The sequence below is a fragment of the Pseudomonas sp. stari2 genome, assembly GCF_040760005.1.
Taxonomy (GTDB): domain Bacteria; phylum Pseudomonadota; class Gammaproteobacteria; order Pseudomonadales; family Pseudomonadaceae; genus Aquipseudomonas.
Map to the genome: position 1 here is coordinate 3303846 of NZ_CP099760.1, position 15276 is coordinate 3319121.

The window sequence follows — 15276 nt, forward strand, 5'->3', positions numbered from 1 at the left end:
AGAGCAAATGTGCAGGTCGCTTCAACCCGCGAGATTCAGCCGAGTATTTCCCGCAGGCGATACCAGAACATGCCCAGTGCCAACAGCGGTGAGCGCAACGCCGGGCCGCCGGGGAAGGTCATGTGCGGCACGCCGCTGAACACGTCCAAGCCCTGGCTGTGGCCTGCGTGAATCGCTTCGCCCAGCAATTTGGCGCACCAGTGCGTGACGTTCAGGCCATGGCCGGAATAACCCTGGGCGTAGAACACGTTCGGGTGCTGCTTGAGCCGTCCGACCTGCGGGAAGCGGTTGGCGGTGATGCCGATCTTGCCGCCCCATTGGTAGTCGATGCGCATATCCGCCAGTTGCGGGAAGACTTTGAGCATCTTCGGTCGCATGTAGGCAGCGATGTCCGCCGGGTCTCGGCCGGAATAGTGGCAGGCGCCGCCGAACAGCAAGCGTCGGTCTGCCGAGAGCCGGTAATAGTCGAGGCCGACTTTCTGGTCGCAGAGCGCGAGGTTTTGCGGGATCAGTTCGGCGGCGCGTTCTTTGGACAAGGGCTCGGTGGCGATGATGTAGCTGCCGGCAGGCAGGACTTTACCGCTTAGCTGTTGCTCGAGTTCATCGAGGTGCGCGTTGCAACCGAGTACCAGACTGCCGGTCCGCACAGTACCAGAAGCACAGCGCACCTGAACCGTGGCGCCGTGGATGATTTCCAGCACCGGGCTCTGCTCGAAGATCCGCACCCCGAGCGACGCCGCCAGTCGCGCTTCGCCCTGCACCAGATCGAGCGGGTGCAGGTGGCCCGAGCCCATGTCGATCAGGCCTCCTTTATAGACACCCGAATTGACAACTTGCCGACGCATGTCTTCAGGGCCGACCAGTCGCGTTTCATGGGCATAACCCGAGGCCGCGAGACTCGCCTGTTCAGCCTTGAATGCCTCGAACTGCGCCGGGGTGTTGGCCAGTTCGCAGAAGCCCCAGCGCAGGTCGCACTCGATGGCGTTGTCTTCGACGCGCCGGCGCACCAGTTCCACTGAGTCGACGCCGGCCTGTTGCAGATAGCGCACGCCTTCGGCGCCGACATGACGGGCGAAGCCCTCGACTTCATGGCCGATGCCACGGATCAACTGGCCGCCGTTGCGCCCGCTGGCGCCCCAGCCGATGCGCCGGCCTTCGAGCAGCACCACCGAGAGGCCGCGCTGGGCCAGCTCGATGGCGGTGTTGACGCCGGTGAAGCCGCCGCCGATCACGCAGACGTCGGCGATCAGGCCGCCTTCAAGCGTTGGGTAGGTTGTGCTCGCCCGAGCCGATGCGGCGTAGTAGGAGCGGGCGTGTTCCTGGGTGTACTGATTCATTTGTTCGACTTCACTTTGCTCCAGGAACGGGTCATCAGACGCATGATCGACTGGGGCGGGGTGGTGGAAATGTAGAGTTTGTCGAGCACTTCCTGAGGTGGATACACCTCTGGATTGCTGACCAGTGCCACGTCCATGTATTGCTTGGCCGGCGGGTTCGGGTTGGCATAGCCGACCGAGGCGCTGACCTTGGCGATCACTTGCGGATCGAGCAGGTAATTGATGAAGGCGTGGGCCTCTTTGGTGTTGCTGGCATCGGCGGGAATCGCCAGCAGGTCGAACCACAGGTTCGCGCCTTCCTTGGGAATGGCATAAGCGATGTTCACGCCGTTCTTCGCTTCCTTGGCGCGGTTGGCGGCCTGGAATACGTCGCCGGAGTAACCGAAGGCTACGCAGATGTCGCCGTTGGCCAGGTCCGACACGTATTTCGACGAGTGGAAGTAGGTGATGTACGGACGGATGCTCAGCAGTTTGGCTTCGGCTTTCTTGAAGTCTTCCGGGTTCTCGCTGCGCGGGTCCATGCCCATGTAGTTGAGGATCGCCGGGAACACCTCGTCGGCCGAGTCCATCATCGACACGCCGCACTGGGTGAGCTTCTTCAGGTTCTCCGGTTCGAAGAGCACGGCCCAGGAATCGATGTGGTCGACGCCCAGCACCTGCTTGACCTTATCGACGTTGTAGCCGATGCCGTTGGTGCCCCACAGGTACGGTACCGAGTGCTCGTTGCCCGGATCGTTTTTCTCGAGCAGGGCCAGCAGTTTCGGATCGAGGTTCTTCCAGTTCGGCAGTTGTGAGCGGTCCAGTTTGAGGAACGCCCCGGCCTTCACCTGACGGGCCAGGAAGTGATTGGACGGAACAACCACGTCGTAACCGGTGCGACCGGCGAGGAGTTTGCCTTCGAGGGTTTCATTGGAGTCGAAAACGTCGTAGATCACCTTGATACCACTGCCGGCCTGAAAGTCGGCGAGGGTGGTTTCGCCGATGTAATCGGTCCAGTTATAGACGCTGACCTGGGGTTGGGCTTGCGCACCGGCGCTGCAGGCCAGGGCCAGGGCGGCGGGGATCAGGGATTTCAACAGACGCATATCGACACCTCTTCGAGTTGGATTTTTTTATGCTCGTAAAGTCGGTAGGGATCGCTCCCGGACAGTGTCCGGGAGCGATCAGGTCGCAGGCTTAAACGCTCAACAACAGGAACTCACGCTCCCAGGAGCTGATCACGCGCTTGAAGTTTTCATGCTCGGCGCGTTTCACCGCCACGTAGCCGCGCACGAATTTGCTGCCCAGATACTCGGCGACGGTGTCGCACTCTTCCATCTGGGTCAGCGCTTCTTCGATGGTGATCGGCAGGCGTAGATTGCGGCGCTCATAGGCGCGGCCTTCGACGGCGGCACTTGGCTCGATGCCTTCGACCATGCCGATGTAACCGCACAGCAGGCTCGCAGCAATCGCCAGATACGGGTTGGCGTCGGCGCCGGGCAGGCGGTTTTCCACGCGCATTGCTTCAGGGCCGGACGTTGGAACTCGCAGGCCGACGGTGCGGTTTTCTTCGCCCCATTCGACGTTGACTGGCGCCGAGGTGTCGGGCAGGAAGCGGCGGAACGAGTTCACGTTCGGCGCGAACATCGGCAGCACTTTCGGGATGAATTTCTGCAGACCGCCGATGTGATGGCGGAACAGGTCGCTCATGGTGCCGTCGGCATTGGCGAAAATCGGTTTGCCGGTGGCGATCTCCACCACGCTCTGATGCAAGTGCATGGCGCTACCGGGCTCGTCGCCAATCGGCTTGGCCATGAACGTCGCGGTTACGTCGTGCTTGAGTGCGGCTTCACGCAGGGTGCGCTTGAACACGGTGATCTGGTCGGCCAGATCCAGCGCGTCGCCGTGACGGAAGTTGATTTCCATCTGCGCCGGGCCGTCTTCGTGGATCAGCGTGTCGAGGTCCAGGCCTTGCAGCTCGCACCAGTCGTAGACGTCTTCGAACAGCGGATCGAATTCGTTGGCGGCATCGATGGAGAACGACTGACGACCGCTTTCAGCGCGACCGGAACGACCCAGTGGTGCCTTCAACGGCAAGTCCGGGTCTTCGCAACGCTGGGTCAGGTAAAACTCCATTTCCGGCGCAACGATCGGCTTCCAGCCCTTGTCGGTGTACAGCTGCAAGACTTTTTTCAGCACGTTGCGCGGCGACAGTTCGATCGGGTTGCCGAACTTGTCGAAGGTGTCGTGGATCACGATGGCGGTCGGCTCGATGGCCCATGGCACCACGTACACCGCGTCGCTCACCGGTTTGCAGACCATGTCGATGTCGGCCGGGTCGAGCAGGTCGTAGTAGATGTCGTCGTCGACAAAATCCCCGGTTACCGTTTGCAGCAACACACTTTCCGGCAGGCGCATGCCTCGCTCATGCAGGAACTTGTTGGTCGGTGCAATTTTGCCGCGGGCGATGCCGGTCAGGTCGCTGACCACGCATTCCACTTCGGTAATCTTGTGATCTTTCAGCCATGTGAACAGCTGATCGAAAGGGGCATTCATAAAGACCTCGTCGTTGGTTTTATTGACGCGGGGGAAGTGCGATTTCATCTTTCGCAGGCTTCCCCTGTGGCGCGTTGACGACTATCTTGGGCGGGCCTTGCCGTTCCATCTATCCACTTTCAGCAGCACCAAAGCGCACCAAAAGAGTGCGCAAGGTCTCCCATGACAACGTGTAATCCGCTACAGGTTCAAGCTTTCAACACCGCCGATGTCGCCGAGCAGATCCGCGCGACACCGGGCTGGGTCCAGCATTACCAGCAGATGTCGCCGGGGCATTTCGCCGGGCAAATCCGCTATCTGGACCTGGAAGGCGTGGAGGTCTACGAAGAACAGATGAACACCCGTGTGGAGCAGAATTTCAGTGCACCGTCGGGGTCTCTGGCGTTCTGTTTCGATCGCAGTGACAACGCGCTCTATCTGCTGAACGAAGAGAGCCGCAACATCTGGATCACTCCGGAGAACTACCAGGAAATCGCCGTGGTGTTCGGCCCCGAGTTCGTCCGCCGCAACGGCCTGGACGTGGCCCGGCTGGAAGGTTTGTTCATGGCGCCGCTCAATGGCGCGCAGAATGCGCTGTTCAGCCGCTGGTTAAGCTCGACTCTCACGAAGTTGTCGCAAACCCTTGATCAGCCAAGCAAAGAAGCATTGACCCAGCAGTTGCTGGAGGACTGCCTGTTCATCCTCGATAACGCCAGGGTGTGTCTGGACAGTGGTGGTTTGCAGCGTCGCGCCGAAGAGCGGCAAACCATGAAGCGCGTGGGGGAATGGGCGGCGGACTCGCCGGAAGAAACCCTCAATCTGCTGGAGCTGGCCCAGGTGGCCGGGGTGTCGTTGCGACAGTTGCAGCAGACCTTCAAGGCCTATACGGGGATGTCACCGACTCAATGGTTGCGTTTGCGCCGGCTCAACAGTGCCCGCCGGGAACTGCTCAAGGGAGCATCCTCGGGCACCACGGTGGCTGAAGTCGCGATGAACTGGTCGTTTTGGCATCTGGGGCGGTTTTCCAGCAGTTACCGGGCTTTGTTCAATGAGCTGCCAAGTGAGACATTGAAGCGATCAAGCCGCTAACGGAGGAGATAAAACCTTTCAAGCGCCGTTCCTGAGTAACTGGCCGAACGCCTCCAACTCACTTTTCTCTACATCCGAAACCAGCACGAAACGCATGTGAGCGGCCTGCCATGAAACCACATTGAAACCGCGAATCGACTGGCTCTGCGTCGGCTTGTCGGCTTCCGTAGTCGGCAGGATAAACACATTGATGATGTGTTTGGCTCGGCCGTAACTCAGGGCCGCGGTGGTCTGGTGCTGCAAGTAATCCAGCCGGCCGCCGAGCAGTGGAAAGCCCTGCGCCGAGTAGTCGACGACGGGCGGCGAGAAGTCGAGTTTGCCGGTGAACCAGGGTTTTACGGTGTGCCGATCGGACGACACCACATCGTTCAGGTGCTGGCCCATCAACGAGCGCACATGGCTGGAGACGGCTTCGTCCATCAACGGTTGTTCGCTGCCCGGTGTTGCCACGTAAAGCACCATCGCCAGGGCCAGGGCCGCTGCGGAAAAAACCGGGGCGAACCATTTTCGCCAGCGTTCGATCGGGCCCGGTGATGCCGGAGCAACAGCGGCAAGCACGCTGGCAGTCAACGAAGCCGGCGCGGAGTAATAGGGCGCATGACGTTTCACGCTGACCTTCAGCAGCTTCGCCTCATCATGCAGCCGCGCGCAGTCGGAACATATGGCCAGATGCGCAGCGACATCCGCCGCCATCGCCGGATCAAGTTCCTGATCCAGATAGCCCTGCAGTTGTGTCTGGCAAACCGTGCAGTGGAGTTCATTCATGATCGTGCAACTTCAGTAGTTCGAGCTTGAGCATGGCGCGGGCCCGGGCCAGTCTCGACATGACAGTGCCGATGGGAATGTCGACCACCAGGGCTATGTCCTTGTAAGGCATGTCTTCGAGTTCCTTGAGCACAATGACCTCGCGAAACGCTGGCGGCAAGACACTCAGCGCCTGCTGGAGCAGCGCCGCGTTTTCCGTGTGAATGGCCAACAGTTCCGGGCTCTGGCCGTGACTCAGTGCGCCGTCGATATCACCCGTTTCGTCATCGATGGTGACCCAGTGGCGCCCGGCCGAGGCCTTGAGCCAGGTGTAGCTTTCGTTGCGCACGATGGTCAGGAACCAGGCCTTGGCGTTGCCGTCGGCAAAACGCTGCAGAAACCTGAAGGCGCGCAGGGCGCTTTCCTGCACGACATCCCGTGCGGCGGCGTCGTTGCCCGTGATCCAGCGCGCGAGGTTGTAAGCCGCGTCCAGGTGCGGCGCAATCAGTTCCTCGAATCGATTCATAGTGGCTTCCGCACCGTCACACCCCTATAACCGTGATGCGTCGTGTTTTATTCCCGGAAAAGAATTTGTTTTGCGGCGTGGAATAAACGTTCGTCCCGCAAGGTTCTTCCTGGTGTCAGCTACATCACTGTAGTCCGCCAGCGAGGACCTACCGATGGACAATCAAACAAAACATCCACTGCGCACCGACGGTTTTCTGAGCAACCCGGACCGGCGAACGCTGCTCAAATGTTCGGCGTGGGCCGGGGCCGGGGTGCTCTGGGCCCTGAGCGGCGGCATTCCCAGAGCCTTTGCGATGGATGAAGCGGGCAACGTCAGAGATCCCAAGGCGTTGGCCAGCACCTTTCATTTCGTGCAGATCAGCGACTCGCACATCGGCTTCAACAAGGAAGCCAATCCGGAGCCGGTGAAAACCCTGCAGGTGGCGATCGACAAGGTCATTGCACTGCCGAAACGGCCGTCGCTGATCCTGCACACCGGCGACATCACCCACCTGTCCAAGGCCGAGGAATTCGACACCGCGGCGCAGGTACTCAAAGGCTTGCCGTCCACGGTGCATTACATCCCCGGCGAACACGACACCCTCGACGAGGGCGGCGGCAAGCTCTATCTCCAACGTTACGGCAAGGGCACCAAAGGCAACGGCTGGTACAGCTTCGATGACCACGGCGTGCATTTCATCGCGCTGGTCAATGTCTTCAACTTCCAGGCCGGACATGAAGCCACCTTGGGTGCGGATCAACTGGCCTGGCTGGCCGATGATCTGCGCGCGGTATCGACCAGCACGCCGATCGTGGTGTTCACCCACATTCCGCTGTGGACGATCTATCAGCCGTGGGGCTGGGGCACCGAGGATGGCGATCAGGCGATTGCGATGCTGCGCAAGTACGGCTCGGTGACGGTGTTGAACGGGCATATCCATCAGGTGATCCAGAAGGTCGAAGGCAATATCACCTTCCACACCGCCCGTGGCACGGCCTACCCACAACCGGCACCCGGTGCGGCGCCGTCACCGGGCCCGATGACCGTAGCGGCGGACCAGTTGCGCAACTATCTGGGGATCACCGAGGTGCGGGCGACACAGGGCGAACATCCGTTGGCGCTGATCGATTCGACACTGGTCTAGGGGAGGGCGACCCAATGAAAGCACGACTGTTGGCAGTGCTGTGCCTGTTTTTGTCGATTCCGGTCTGGGCACAGGAAGTGAAGGTCGACATCAAGGAATTCATGTTCGGCCCCAAGGATCTGACCGTGGCTGTGGGCACCAGGGTGACGTGGGTCAATGATGATCAGATTCCGCACACGGTGGCTGAAACCCACAAGGTGTTCCGCTCGGGGGCGCTGGACACTAATGACAGTTTTTCCTGGGTGTTCAATACGCCGGGCGAGTTCGAGTATTTCTGCGTGCTGCATCCGCAGATGATCGGCAAGATTGTGGTGACTCAGTAAACAGGGGCGCGGCTTCAATGAGGCCGCGCCCTTTTTCTGTTTTCAGAGCTGTACCCGACGCAGCCTGCCGCTCAATGCAACCACCTTGTTATCCGGCGTGGGCAAGGGGCGCCCGGTTAACCCCATGCCTTCGCTCACCAGTACCGCATCCTGCACCAGACACAGGTTGGACGGGGTATCCAGGTCACGGGCGAGCACCGTTACTTCACTGGTTTGCAGGTTGCAGCTCAACAGTCGCCCGCTGAACCGGGTAAATCCGCCGTGCAGGGGTTCGCCATTCCAGTCAGGCGGCAGCGGTTGTTGCAGACGGCTGCAGAGTTCCAGCACCAACACATTTCCTTGCGGACACAGCGCCAGCCCGGTCGGCAGTTGCAGACCGCGAATCAGCACTTCGATCCGGCCGGTGTCGGGCCAGACCCGAATCACCTGACCGGCCTGATCATCAAAGTCGATGCCTTTGCGGGCCGGGTCGCCTTGCAGCTCCCCGGAGAACAGGCTGATCAGCACAGCGTCTGTCGCCGGTTCGTGCACCAGCGTGACGGGGACGGCTTCCTGGCCCATGTCCAGATCGGGCAACTGGACCAATACCTGTTCATCCTCGCCAGTGCTGAACTCCACCAACTGATTGGTATCGGGTTTGACCGCCAGCCAACTGCGGCGGGTCGGGTGATAACACAGCGCATTCAGGTTGCCCCGACTGTGAAACACCGGCTCCGGCGGGGTGTATTGCAGGTCCAGCAGTTTCGAGCCCGCGACATAATCGGTCTGGCTGACCAGACAGCGCCCGTCACCGCAGGCGATGTCCGACAGGCCCATGATTTCATCGCGTAGCATGCGGGCCTGCATGTTCATCGAGCGAAAACCCTGAACCACGGTTTCCCGGGCGAGCCAGGCGCCGGGGTGGAGCGGGTCGGGTTGCAGCCGGCTGATACGGCCGCTGAAGGGCTGATCCGGCAGACCTGAGCCAGCCTCGGCCAGCAGCAGGCTGCCATCGGCTTGCACGCAGGCGCCGCGTGGGTTCAGCAGGCCTTCGGCGATGATCGTGCTGGGGCGCAGCGTCTCGCGGGGGCGCGCAGGAATATGAACAGTCATAGGTGTCTCTCCATGGTCTGAGGGGCGCGATCACTGCGGCGGTTGCCACGGCTCGCCCGTGAGATAGGCCCGCAACAGTGCCCGCTGACAGGGCGACATTGACCTCACCACGGGCATGAACAGCGTGGTGCCTTTGTAGGCATCCGAGGTCCGCGCGAGGATCGGGTTCTTCGCGCCCATGATCGCGTCCGGCTGGTTCAGCGGGATGTAGCGAGACATGGCCGGGAAGGCCAGATAGTGAAAACGCAGGACGTTCGGGTACATCTGTTCCCACGTGATGGTGGTGCCTCTGGGGATGCCGAAGTCGGTCTGGGCGTATTTGCGGAAGTTGGTGAAATACGTGCCGCTGTCCTGACCGTTGACGGTGTAGGTCAGGGCGACGAACCCGGCGAGTGGCGCCGCTGCGGGTTTTACGTTGACGGAGAACGTGACGGACAACTGACCGGGGCTCAGCGTCAGGGCAGGAGGGAAATAAAGGAAGTCGCAGTAGCGCTGTTGCGTGTAATACGGCCCCGAGGGCGCGGCGGTTAGATCGATTTCGGTTGTGCTGGGCACCGCAGCCCCCAGATACCGGACCTGCAGCGTAATCGACAGGCCCTGCGGGTAGTCCTCGGTATAGACGCTGCGTTGATCGGCATAGATCCGATAGACAGACTCTGTCGCCTGCAACTTAGTCCCGGCGACCGAGCCGGGGGCACTGATGGCCAGCGCCGAGGATCTGACCGCCGACTGTTGGGCTGTATTGAGTGGCAAATCGACAATGCCGCCATACACGTAGTAGTCGAGCAGGGGACTGCTGGTCGGATCGAGTGTACCCAGGCTGGTGTTGCCGGCTGCCACGGTGACAGTGCCGTAATTGCCGTTAGGTCCGATAGGGCTGGTGATGTCATCCCGGACGGCCCTGAACGTCTGCTTCGGAATGATATTGACCATGTCGACGCTCAGCATTGCGGGGTTGCTCAGGTCTGCATAGCCGGTGCCGCCCGTGCCCTGATTGACGATCTGACGGCCCGCCTGACAGTCCAGCGGCTCATTGGCGAACGCCGGCGCCAATGTACCGATGACCCGGCCAATGCTCGGGTTCGGGGTGTCTCTGCCGGCGGCATAATCGGCTTGCAGCTGGGACGTGGTCATCGTCGGGCACATTTCGAACATCACGAAGCGCAGGACGATACCGGTGGCGCCCGGTGCCTGGATGATCGATCGCAAACCGCTGCTGTTCTGGTTCCAGCTGACAATACTGCTCAGCGGGAAGGTCAGCTGGAAGGTGCCACTGATACGGCAAGAACCAGGTGCATCCAGCTCCTTCGGCGTCGGTTGCAGCACCCGCTTGCCGAGATCCTGGCTGCTGCAAACCGTATTGGCGTGAATCAGCAATTGGATGTTGCTACTGCTACCGATTTGCAGGCCACCGACAAATATCTGGGTGGTGGTGGTCGAGGTGGGGTCGAGGTCGACCATCATCGGGCCTGATACCGGCGCTTGCCCGGTGACCGGGTCCACGGAGCCCAGCAGATAGACCGGCTGGCCCACCATATCCCCGGTGGTACTGACGCTGCCCGGGCTGCCTTGAGAACTGATCAGCGCATTCTGCATGTCGACGACATGTTGCCCGTAATGATTCCAGCCACCGGCGGTGTAGTAGTCGCCCGTAGGCGCATTGATCATGCTGTTCAACTGATCGTCGGTATAAGACTGAGACCCCGATGCCAGGGTCGAAGTGGTCAGGTCAAAGATCGGCCAGTTGTCATCGCCGTCATAAGGAATGGTGGGTGAATTGTTCGGCAGGCTGACATCCGTGCGGATACCACCCCAGAAATTCAGTCGCGGGCCGTTGAGGATGCTCATGATTTATTTCCCGTCCTTGATGGTTTTGCCGAGCGGCGAATTGGCGAATTTGAACAGGTAGGAGTAATCGGACTTGTAGGGACTCTTGACCGGCGTCGCCATGGAATGGCAGTTCATGCAACTACTGTTGGGCTGGATGTAGCTTTCCATCGTCACGTTGGCCGAGAGTGCCGGTGTCGGCTGGCCCAGCGGGTTGCCGGGGTTGTCCGGCATCAGCGGGCGTTGGGTGGTGATGAGCTGGTAGTACTTCAACACGCTGTTTTGCAGCCCCGGGTCGGCCTGGTAACTGGCGTTGATCTGGTTGGTGATATCGGCAATCGGCGTGACCCGGTTCAGCGGGTTCGGGGTCTGGAACGTGGTGCCGGGTTTGGGCACGCAGACCTGGTGCGGGCCCTGAGTCTGCCAGTCGCACGGCGATTGGTTGAGGGATGCGGAGGGCGCGGCGGCGTTGAAGTAGGAATAGGCCGTGCCCGCGACCGGCTGATCGACCCATTGGCCGTTCACCAGTGCCTTGGGTGGAACGTTGTCGACCTGCTCGAACGTCGACCAGATCCACTGCGGATAACCGTTGGCCTTGGTGATGATGTGCAAGCCCACCAGCCCCAGAAATGCCTCGGTGACACCGTTCTTCTGGCCCTGTTCATTGAAGGTCGCCACCTGGGCGAGCATGGTCAGGTAACGGCTGGCGTTGTCATGGACGGTGAGTATGCGCCAGCTCGACTTGATCTCGATGACGCCCCACGGAAACGTGATGTTGTTGGCTTTGGAGACGACGTCGGCGTTATAGAAGTTATTGCCCACGATGTAGTTGTATGAAGTCTCGTTGGCCGAAATATCGTAATAGGTCGGGTTTTTCGCCTGATCGATCAGCCAGCCGCCGACCGCCTGATCGACGGCGTTGACCTGAGCGCTGTTTTTCAAAGAGGCGATGTTGATGATGTTGAAGCTTTTTGCGATCTGCGGGGAATTCCACGGCCCCGGATTGGCGGCGTTCGGCAGAAAGATTTCCCCCACGGTCTTGTAGGTCTGCCAGACGGTGTAGCCGGCCGCACCGGGCTGCTTGGTGCAGTCGGGATTGCCGCGCTGCCCGCTCTTTGCCGGCCAGCTCAGGGCGATGAACATCTGCCAGCTGTATTGATCGAACTGATCCTGACCGGCCGTGGCGGCCGGTGCGGTGCTCGGCGGCTGGCAGTTCAACTGGCTGGTCTGCATCGATGGCATGGCTTGTTCCCTGGCCAGCACCGGCAGGCTGGCCAGACCCAGCAACATCACGGAAAAACAGAGTGTGGTTTTCATGGCGATCCTTCGTCGTTGATCACGGTTTACGCTGCATGAGCTTGTTCCACTGCGCCTTCTGACCGTTGCTCTGCGATTCCGGTGGCTCGAACAACTGGCAGGGTGGCGGATTCGACGGGCACATGGCGGCGACCTGCGCCCAGGTCTTGGCCGGGTCCGGTTTGGCGATGTGAAAGTCGGTGTAGTTCTGGCTAACGATCGGCGCGTTGGCGACGCTGGTATCGCCCGAAAAGAAGAACGATTGCGGCGGCCGGTAGGGCGGTTGCCCCGACATTTTTTTGTAGAAGGCATAACCGAACAGAATCGGACCTTGTGGCGAATCGAGATCCAGGGCGTAAGCCTGCACGCTGCCGTTGAGGTTTTTGCTGCGCTCGGCGCTGTAGGGCAGGTGTTCGATGAAATCCTGCCGTGGCGGATGATTCATCGGGGAAAACATGCAGCAGGCCGGCATGTCTTTCGGGCGATCCTGCGGATAGGTGAGGAAGTACGCCTTGTTGCCCAGAGATACGAACGAGCAGGTGTAGTTGTTGTTCTTGATCGGGAAGATCGGCAGACAGTATTTCTCGTAGTGCTCCATCATCGCGCCGAAGCCGTCGCCGTCCGGTGGAATGTACGTCGTGTCGTAGTAGCTGGTTCCGCGAGAGACGGTGTAGTCCGCAGGCTTCAGGGTCGTTGGCGGGTTGCTGTAGGGCGGCGGGTTGTTTTCGTAGTTGTGCATCACCCGGTACATGGTCCAGTTACTGATCCAGAACGCCGGAAAGAACGGGTCGGAAGGCTCACCCGGATTGCGTTTGGCGATGCAGTTGCCGTTCTGTTCATTACACCCCAGCGTGTTGTGTACGCCATTGGTGAAGTAGACGGCGCCGCTGTCCTGGGCGAATGCAGACGGGCAAAACAACAGGATCAACAGCAACAGACGGTTCAAGAGGCTGACGTTCATGGGTCACTCCCTGGCAAGGCGCACTGCGGGCGCGAGGCCCGCAGTGGCTCATCTTTCCTGATGGATCAGAGGTCGTCGTAATCGCTCATCTTGAGTTGCATGGGCGGGAAGTTGCGCTTGACCAGTTTCTGCGCCCACAACTCCAGCACGGCGCGACGGCTTTGCGACAGGTCACGGGTGATAGGCATCGCGAGGGTGCTTTCTTCCTGGTACTCCTTGCTGATCAGCCGGATCAACTGATCGACAGCGCCTTCCACCCGCGTGCGGGAGTTGAGCGGCATGAACTTGTTCATGATCGGGTACAGGTAGTAGAAGGTCTTCAGGACCCGTGGGTAGATGAAGTCATCCCAGATCGCTTCGGGCGCATCCTTGTTCTTGTAGATGTCGTTCCAGTAGTTGACGAAGTCCTGTTGCAGCTGCATGTCCAGTGGCAGGACGCGTAGCGGGGCGAGGAAGTCGACTTGGGCGTCCGTGAGCGCGAAGCTGAAAGGGATGTCCGGGTCGCTGGTGCCTTCCTTGACGATGAAGCGCAGCGTAGGGAAACCCGGGGCCACAGCCTTGAAACTCACCTGGGCGATGCCGTCGGCATTGGTGGTGGTGGCGACGTAGGAGTAATCCACCGTCTGATCGTTATCCAGCGTTCCGCTGACGTAGACGCCGGCGTCGAATTCCAGGCAAGGGGTTAGCGGGACCGTGATCGGTTTACTTGAGCCGTTCATGAATGACTGATAACTGACCTCAACGCCCACCGGTTTGTCTTTGGTTTCCAGATTGACCAGTCGACGACCGCTGCCGGTGGCCAGGTAGTTCGCTACAGGCGCCGTGCCCTTGAACTGTGGCAGGTTGGCGGTGTTTTTGTTGCGGTCTGCGTTGTCGTAGAACAGCGTGAAGTCGGGGTTATTCAGGAACGTCAGGTAGTAGTCGCTGGTGGTCACGTTGTAAGGGTTGCCGTATTCCACAACCCAGAGTGTGGTGTTGGCGGCCGGTTGACCATTTTTCTGCACCATGATGTTCAGCGTCTTGCGGTCGTTCACGTCGACGAAGGTGCCGCTTTCTACTACCTCGGCGGTCCAGACTTGCTGAGTGGCGGCTTTCACTGGGCCTGATGAAGTCTGTTGTTGCAGTTCCAGCGGGCCGGATTGCAAGGTGGTCGCTTGCGTGGCGCTGAGGGGTATATCCAGCAGGCCCGAGCGTTTGTCGAAGGCCGACTGTCGATACTGCTCGAAACCGATGTCGACCACCGGCACGAAATTCCCGTTCTGCGATACACCCAGCTTAAAGTCGCCGGCCTGGAACTTCTCGGCAGTCAGGATATCGGCGTTCTTGTTCAGCGGATAGAACGGAAACGTGTTGGCCAGATCCAGCGACACCGTGTTGTTGGTGATCTGCGCCGAGGTCACACCCAGATTGGTGCTTGTCGGCTGAGACATGCCGGGGCGAGTGACCATGATCTTCTGGTCGGTGACCAGACGCGGGCCGGCGGGCGCCGTGGGGTATTCGTGATCGAACCACAGACCCAGGGTCGCTACAGTACGGTTGTAAGCGGGGTTGAAGAAAATATCGGAAACGTTGTCCAGCCCCTTCTGATACATCGCCGTCAAACGGGCCTGCGCCGATTTGACATTGTCGCGGGTGTCGACGTACGGGAAGTCGTTGAACACACCGTTCCTGTCGTAACAGGTGAGGTACGTGGCGAACCTGAACATCAGACCCTGAGCGTTTTGCGCCTCCATCTGTTGCTGAAGATTGCTCAGCAGGACGGAATCGCCAATGACCCATTCCAGATTGTCCCGGGGAAAGCAGGTCTGCCAGGTGGTGGTGACATACGCGAGACCACCGAAGTCGCCGGCCCAATTGAACGTCAGGAAGCGGTCGAGCATCCGGTATTGACGGTTCAGGGTCAGGCCACAGGTGGCATCACCCAGCTGCAACTTGTCGAAGTACAGCGCCGTGAAGGTGTTCTGCCACGGGCTGATATCGACGAAGCGCGCGGCCGTCGGGCTCTGACTGCCAAAAGGATTGCCGAGCAACTGGAAGTCCCTGCCGACCAGTGCATCCTGAGCAATGTAGGTGTTGGCCTGCAACTCGCCGCCAATAATGGTCGAGCGGGTGCTCTGGTAACTCACCGTCCCGCAGGCGTTGTCGCCAAACAGGTCCCATTCGGCGGGTATGAACGGGAAGGTGTTCGGGCCTCCGTTGGTCGGAACCTGCTGCACATAGGGCGGCAGGTCATTCTGCTGCACGGGTGAAATGATCCAGGGCATCAGGGTGGTGGGAGCGTTCTCCTGGGTAATGTCGTAGTAGCGGGTGAACGGCCAGTTGATATCCATCTTCACCGCGTCATACAGCGGCAGCACGTCGTTGTTGTTGGCCGTCGGCGGGTTCCAGAACATATGGCCGTTGAGGTAGATCCGGGGGAAGTTCAATACGCTCATGTCGTG

General features: G+C 60.1%; 13 protein-coding genes. 3 read left to right on the forward strand and 10 right to left on the reverse strand.

The window, feature by feature from the left end; genetic code table 11:
* Positions 1-35: 35 nt before the first annotated feature.
* From NH234_RS14890 to NH234_RS14900, 3 genes are all read right to left on the reverse strand, one after another.
* A complete protein-coding gene (locus tag NH234_RS14890) occupies positions 36-1337 on the reverse strand; it encodes an NAD(P)/FAD-dependent oxidoreductase (protein ID WP_367253217.1) in 1302 nt (433 codons plus the stop codon).
* Positions 1334-2422 (reverse strand): polyamine ABC transporter substrate-binding protein, encoded by a 1089-nt coding sequence (locus tag NH234_RS14895; RefSeq protein ID WP_085730881.1) that lies wholly within the window; start codon positions 2420-2422, stop codon positions 1334-1336. The genes NH234_RS14890 and NH234_RS14895 overlap by 4 nt, the downstream gene beginning before the upstream one ends.
* Before the next feature lie 91 nt (positions 2423-2513).
* A complete protein-coding gene (locus NH234_RS14900) occupies positions 2514-3872 on the reverse strand; it encodes a glutamine synthetase family protein (RefSeq protein ID WP_085730882.1) in 1359 nt (452 codons plus the stop codon).
* A 162-nt stretch (positions 3873-4034) separates the two neighbouring features.
* On the opposite strand from NH234_RS14900, the gene NH234_RS14905 reads away from it, so the two are divergent.
* On the forward strand, positions 4035-4940 hold the full coding sequence (locus tag NH234_RS14905; protein WP_085730883.1) for a helix-turn-helix domain-containing protein: 906 nt from the start codon (positions 4035-4037) through the stop codon (positions 4938-4940).
* An 18-nt stretch (positions 4941-4958) separates the two neighbouring features.
* On the opposite strand, the gene NH234_RS14910 is transcribed toward NH234_RS14905, so the two are convergent.
* On the reverse strand, positions 4959-5705 hold the full coding sequence (locus tag NH234_RS14910; RefSeq protein WP_367253218.1) for an anti-sigma factor: 747 nt from the start codon (positions 5703-5705) through the stop codon (positions 4959-4961).
* Entirely contained in the window at positions 5698-6210 is a 513-nt protein-coding gene (locus NH234_RS14915; RefSeq protein WP_367253219.1) for a sigma-70 family RNA polymerase sigma factor, read from the reverse strand. The genes NH234_RS14910 and NH234_RS14915 overlap by 8 nt, the downstream gene beginning before the upstream one ends.
* Positions 6211-6364: 154 nt before the next feature.
* Between NH234_RS14915 and NH234_RS14920 the strand changes: the two genes are divergently transcribed.
* Both NH234_RS14920 and NH234_RS14925 read left to right on the forward strand, forming a co-directional pair.
* Positions 6365-7336, forward strand: coding sequence for a metallophosphoesterase (locus tag NH234_RS14920; RefSeq protein ID WP_367253220.1), 972 nt, complete (start codon positions 6365-6367; stop codon positions 7334-7336).
* Positions 7337-7350: 14 nt separating this feature from the next.
* Entirely contained in the window at positions 7351-7659 is a 309-nt protein-coding gene (locus NH234_RS14925; RefSeq protein ID WP_367253221.1) for a cupredoxin family copper-binding protein, read from the forward strand.
* Between the two features lie 42 nt (positions 7660-7701).
* On the opposite strand, the gene NH234_RS14930 is transcribed toward NH234_RS14925, so the two are convergent.
* The 5 genes from NH234_RS14930 to NH234_RS14950 all read right to left on the reverse strand — a co-directional run bounded on the left by NH234_RS14930 (position 7702) and on the right by NH234_RS14950 (position 15270).
* Positions 7702-8751 (reverse strand): hypothetical protein, encoded by a 1050-nt coding sequence (locus NH234_RS14930; protein ID WP_367253222.1) that lies wholly within the window; start codon positions 8749-8751, stop codon positions 7702-7704.
* Between the two features lie 30 nt (positions 8752-8781).
* The gene (locus NH234_RS14935) at positions 8782-10599 is read right to left on the reverse strand and encodes a hypothetical protein (RefSeq protein ID WP_367253223.1); all 1818 of its coding nucleotides are present in this window, start codon (positions 10597-10599) and stop codon (positions 8782-8784) included.
* 3 nt (positions 10600-10602) lie between these two features.
* Positions 10603-11895 (reverse strand): hypothetical protein, encoded by a 1293-nt coding sequence (locus tag NH234_RS14940; protein WP_367253224.1) that lies wholly within the window; start codon positions 11893-11895, stop codon positions 10603-10605.
* Between the two features lie 19 nt (positions 11896-11914).
* The gene (locus NH234_RS14945; protein ID WP_085730891.1) at positions 11915-12835 is read right to left on the reverse strand and encodes a hypothetical protein; all 921 of its coding nucleotides are present in this window, start codon (positions 12833-12835) and stop codon (positions 11915-11917) included.
* A 65-nt stretch (positions 12836-12900) separates the two neighbouring features.
* Complete coding sequence (locus NH234_RS14950) at positions 12901-15270, reverse strand: hypothetical protein (protein WP_367253225.1); 2370 nt, start codon at positions 15268-15270, stop codon at positions 12901-12903.
* Positions 15271-15276 lie beyond the last annotated feature (6 nt).